3 protein-coding genes are annotated in these 3,636 nt (G+C 66.3%); 2 read left to right on the top strand and 1 reads right to left on the bottom strand.

Annotation, left to right across the window (positions count from 1 at the left end):
- Positions 1-164: 164 nt before the first annotated feature.
- A complete protein-coding gene (locus ACRDUX_RS38295; RefSeq protein ID WP_477494917.1) occupies positions 165-1,250 on the bottom strand; it encodes a M23 family metallopeptidase in 1,086 nt (361 codons plus the stop codon).
- Between the two features lie 271 nt (positions 1,251-1,521).
- Between ACRDUX_RS38295 and sucC the strand changes: the two genes are divergently transcribed.
- Both sucC and sucD read left to right on the top strand, forming a co-directional pair.
- Positions 1,522-2,685 (top strand): ADP-forming succinate--CoA ligase subunit beta, encoded by a 1,164-nt coding sequence (gene sucC, locus ACRDUX_RS38290; RefSeq protein ID WP_526422346.1) that lies wholly within the window; start codon positions 1,522-1,524, stop codon positions 2,683-2,685.
- Positions 2,686-2,700: 15 nt separating this feature from the next.
- Positions 2,701-3,603 (top strand): succinate--CoA ligase subunit alpha, encoded by a 903-nt coding sequence (sucD, locus tag ACRDUX_RS38285; protein ID WP_526422344.1) that lies wholly within the window; start codon positions 2,701-2,703, stop codon positions 3,601-3,603.
- Positions 3,604-3,636 lie beyond the last annotated feature (33 nt).

Raw genomic sequence — 3,636 nt, 5'->3', positions numbered from 1 at the left:
GAGTGGGCCTGGGGATGTAGCTGGTCTGCTCGGACTCGGCGGGGGTGCGGACGAACGTGGTGCGATCGTCGCCGAGTACGGGTGCGACGGCCGGAAACGAGCCGGTGGGGTTCCGGCGGATGATGCTGGTGCGGGGATCCTCGGGTATGGCTTCGGGACTCACGTCATCCAACGTAGGTGCCGGGGCTAAGCCCCCGCTGGGCGAGCCACGGCACCGGGTCGATGCGGTTGCTGCCGTTGAGCAAGACTTCGAAGTGGCAGTGCGGGCCGGTGGAGTTGCCGCGGTTGCCGATGGTCGCGATCTGATCGCCGGCCATCACGCGCTGACCCACCGACACCAGCCAGGTGTTGACGTGCCCGTACAGGGTGACGGTGCCGTCGCTGTGGCGGATCTTGACCCACGCGCCGTAGCCCGCGGTCGGTCCCGCGTCGACGACGGTGCCGTCCGAGACCGCCACGATGGGCGTGCCGATCGGTCCGGCGATGTCGATGCCGGCGTGCAGGACACCCCAGCGGTAGCCGAAGCCCGACGTCCACACGCCCTTGGTGGGCATGACGAACAGCGGCCGGGATAGCCGGGCCTCGCGCTCGGCGCGCTCCTGGGCGAAGGCGGCGGCCTTGGTGATCTCCTCGGCGTGCACGGCGGAGCTGGCCGCCGGCTCGACGGTGACGATCTGCATGCCGTCCGAGGAACCGGTGATGACGCCACCGCTGATCCCGGACTGGCCGGCCGTCAGCACGGTGTCCGATGCGGTGGTGGTCGAGTCAGCGGTGCTCAGGGTGTAGGCGCCCGAGGCGGTGGCGCCGGCGGCCATGGCGGCGATCAGCAGCCGGCTCTTCACGGCGCCGACGGTCTGCTTGCGATGCGAGCCGCCACCGAGACGCTGGCCGCGGATGTCGATGATGTCGGTCTTGGCCAGGCCGTCGCTCAGATCGGTGTGGCTGTCGCGGTAGCCGCGGGTCGAACGCTTGGGTTCATCGGAGTCGACTGCCGCTTCGAACTCGGAGGGCACCGCCAACCGCAACGGCACCAGATCGTCGGTGTCGTGCATGTCGTCGAGCTCCGGGGCGGCGATGACGCGCTGCTCCTTGTCGAAGGCCGAACTATCCCGGAAATCGAGTTCATGCAGGTCACCGAACTCGTTGAACGGGATGATGTCGGTGACTTCAGCGGCAGAGAGGGGACTGCTCTTGGTGCGAGCGCTCGTCGCGGTCCCCTTGTCGGGGCGGGGCGAACTGTGCTCAGGCAACCTGCGATGTCCTTCTTTTCGTGACCTTGCCGTGATCTGGACCAGTAGGCACGTTAACCAAACCCGGATGAGGGTGGCAACCTAAGTGGGTATTCCAACCGGGATTGTGAGCTGTATCACTGGCGGGCCCCGGTGAGATATAGCACAACTCAGGTGGGCGATGCGGGTGGTCGCGCCGAGGGTCGATAAAGTGCCCAGCGAGCCGGTCTAGGCCCACACGCTGAATTGAAGTCAAACGTCAACGCAGACAGACAGGGATTTCTCAGAGCTCATGGATCTCTTCGAATATCAGGCGAAAGAGCTGTTCGCCAAGCACAACGTTCCCACTACCCCCGGCCGCGTCACCGATTCAGCCGACGACGCCAAGGCGATCGCCGAAGAGATCGGCAAGCCGGTCATGGTGAAGGCTCAGGTCAAGGTCGGCGGCCGCGGTAAGGCCGGCGGCGTGAAGTACGCGGCCACCCCCGCTGATGCGCTGGAGCACGCCTCCAACATCCTCGGCCTGGACATCAAGGGCCACGTCGTCAAGAAGCTCCTTGTTGCCGAGGCCAGCGACATCGCCGAGGAGTACTACATCTCCTTCCTGCTCGACCGCTCCAACCGCACCTACCTGGCCATGTGCTCGGTCGAGGGCGGCATGGAGATCGAAGAGGTCGCCGCCACCAAGCCCGAGCGGCTCGCCAAGGTCCCGGTCGACGCCGTCAAGGGTGTCGACCTGGCCTTCGCCCGTTCGATCGCCGAGCAGGGCCACCTGCCCGCCGAGGTGCTCGACGCCGCGGCCGTGACCATCCAGAAGCTGTGGGAGGTCTTCGTCGGCGAGGACGCCACCCTGGTCGAGGTCAACCCGCTGGTGCGCACGCCCGACGATCAGATCCTGGCTCTGGACGGCAAGGTCACGCTCGACGAGAACGCGAACTTCCGCCAGCCCGGCCACGAGGAGTTCGAGGACAAGGACGCCACCGATCCCCTCGAGCTCAAGGCCAAGGAGAACGACCTCAACTACGTCAAGCTCGACGGTGCCGTCGGCATCATCGGCAACGGCGCCGGTCTGGTCATGTCGACGCTGGACGTCGTCGCCTACGCCGGGGAGAGGCACGGCGGAGTGAAGCCCGCCAACTTCCTCGACATCGGTGGCGGCGCGTCGGCCGAGGTGATGGCCGCAGGCCTCGACGTCATCCTCGGCGACAGCCAGGTCAAGAGCGTGTTCGTCAACGTGTTCGGCGGCATCACCGCCTGTGACGCGGTGGCCAACGGCATCGTCGGCGCGCTGAAGAAGCTCGGCGCCGACGCGAACAAGCCGCTGGTCGTCCGTCTCGACGGCAACAACGTCGAAGAGGGCCGCCGCATCCTGGCCGAGGCCAACCACCCCCTGGTGATCCAGGCCGAGACCATGGACGCCGGCGCCGACAAGGCCGCCGAGCTGGCCAACAAGTAAGGGAGTCAACAGAACATGTCCATCTTCCTGAATGCAGATAGCAAAGTCATCGTCCAGGGCATCACCGGCGGCGAGGGCACCAAGCACACCGCACTGATGCTCAAGGCAGGCACCCAGGTGGTCGGCGGCGTGAATGCCCGCAAGGCCGGAACCACCGTGTCGCACAAGGACAAGGACGGCAACGACGTCAGCTTGCCGGTGTTCGGCAGCGTCGCCGAGGCCATCAAGGAGACCGGCGCCGACGTGTCGATCGCCTTCGTGCCGCCGGCGTTCTCCAAGGACGCCATCATCGAAGCCATCGACGCCGAGATCCCGCTGCTGGTCATCATCACCGAGGGAATCCCGGTGCAGGACAGCGCCTATGCGTGGGCTTACAACGTCGAGAAGGGCGAGAAGACCCGCATCATCGGGCCGAACTGCCCCGGCATCATCACCCCTGGTGAGTCGCTGGTCGGCATCACGCCGAACAACATCACCGGTAAGGGTCCCATCGGGCTGGTCTCGAAGTCCGGCACGCTGACCTACCAGATGATGTACGAGCTGCGCGATCTCGGCTTCTCGACCGCCATCGGCATCGGCGGCGACCCGGTCATCGGCACCACGCACATCGACGCCATCGAGGCCTTCGAGAAGGATCCCGAGACCAAGGTCATCGTGATGATCGGCGAGATCGGCGGCGACGCCGAGGAGAAGGCCGCCGCCTACATCAAGGCCAACGTATCCAAGCCGGTCGTCGGCTACGTCGCGGGTTTCACTGCGCCAGAAGGCAAGACGATGGGCCACGCCGGCGCCATCGTGTCCGACGGTGCGGGCACCGCGGCGGGCAAGCAGGAGGCGCTGGAGGCAGCGGGCGTCAAGGTCGGCAAGACGCCGTCGGAGACCGCCGCGAAGGCACGCGAGATCCTGCAAAACCTGTAACCCCCTTTTCGCCGAACGTGGATTACCCCCACG

The organism is Mycobacterium sp. (assembly GCF_050701675.1).
In the GTDB taxonomy this organism is placed as follows: Bacteria; Actinomycetota; Actinomycetes; order Mycobacteriales; family Mycobacteriaceae; genus Mycobacterium.
This window is presented reverse-complemented; position numbering and strand designations above follow the sequence as displayed.

Excerpts from the sequence above, each read along its gene's own strand:
- sucD (WP_526422344.1), top strand. The coding sequence starts at position 2,701 with ATGTCCATCTTCCTGAATGCAGATAGCAAAGTCATCGTCCAGGGCATC.
- sucC (WP_526422346.1), top strand. The coding sequence starts at position 1,522 with ATGGATCTCTTCGAATATCAGGCGAAAGAGCTGTTCGCCAAGCACAAC.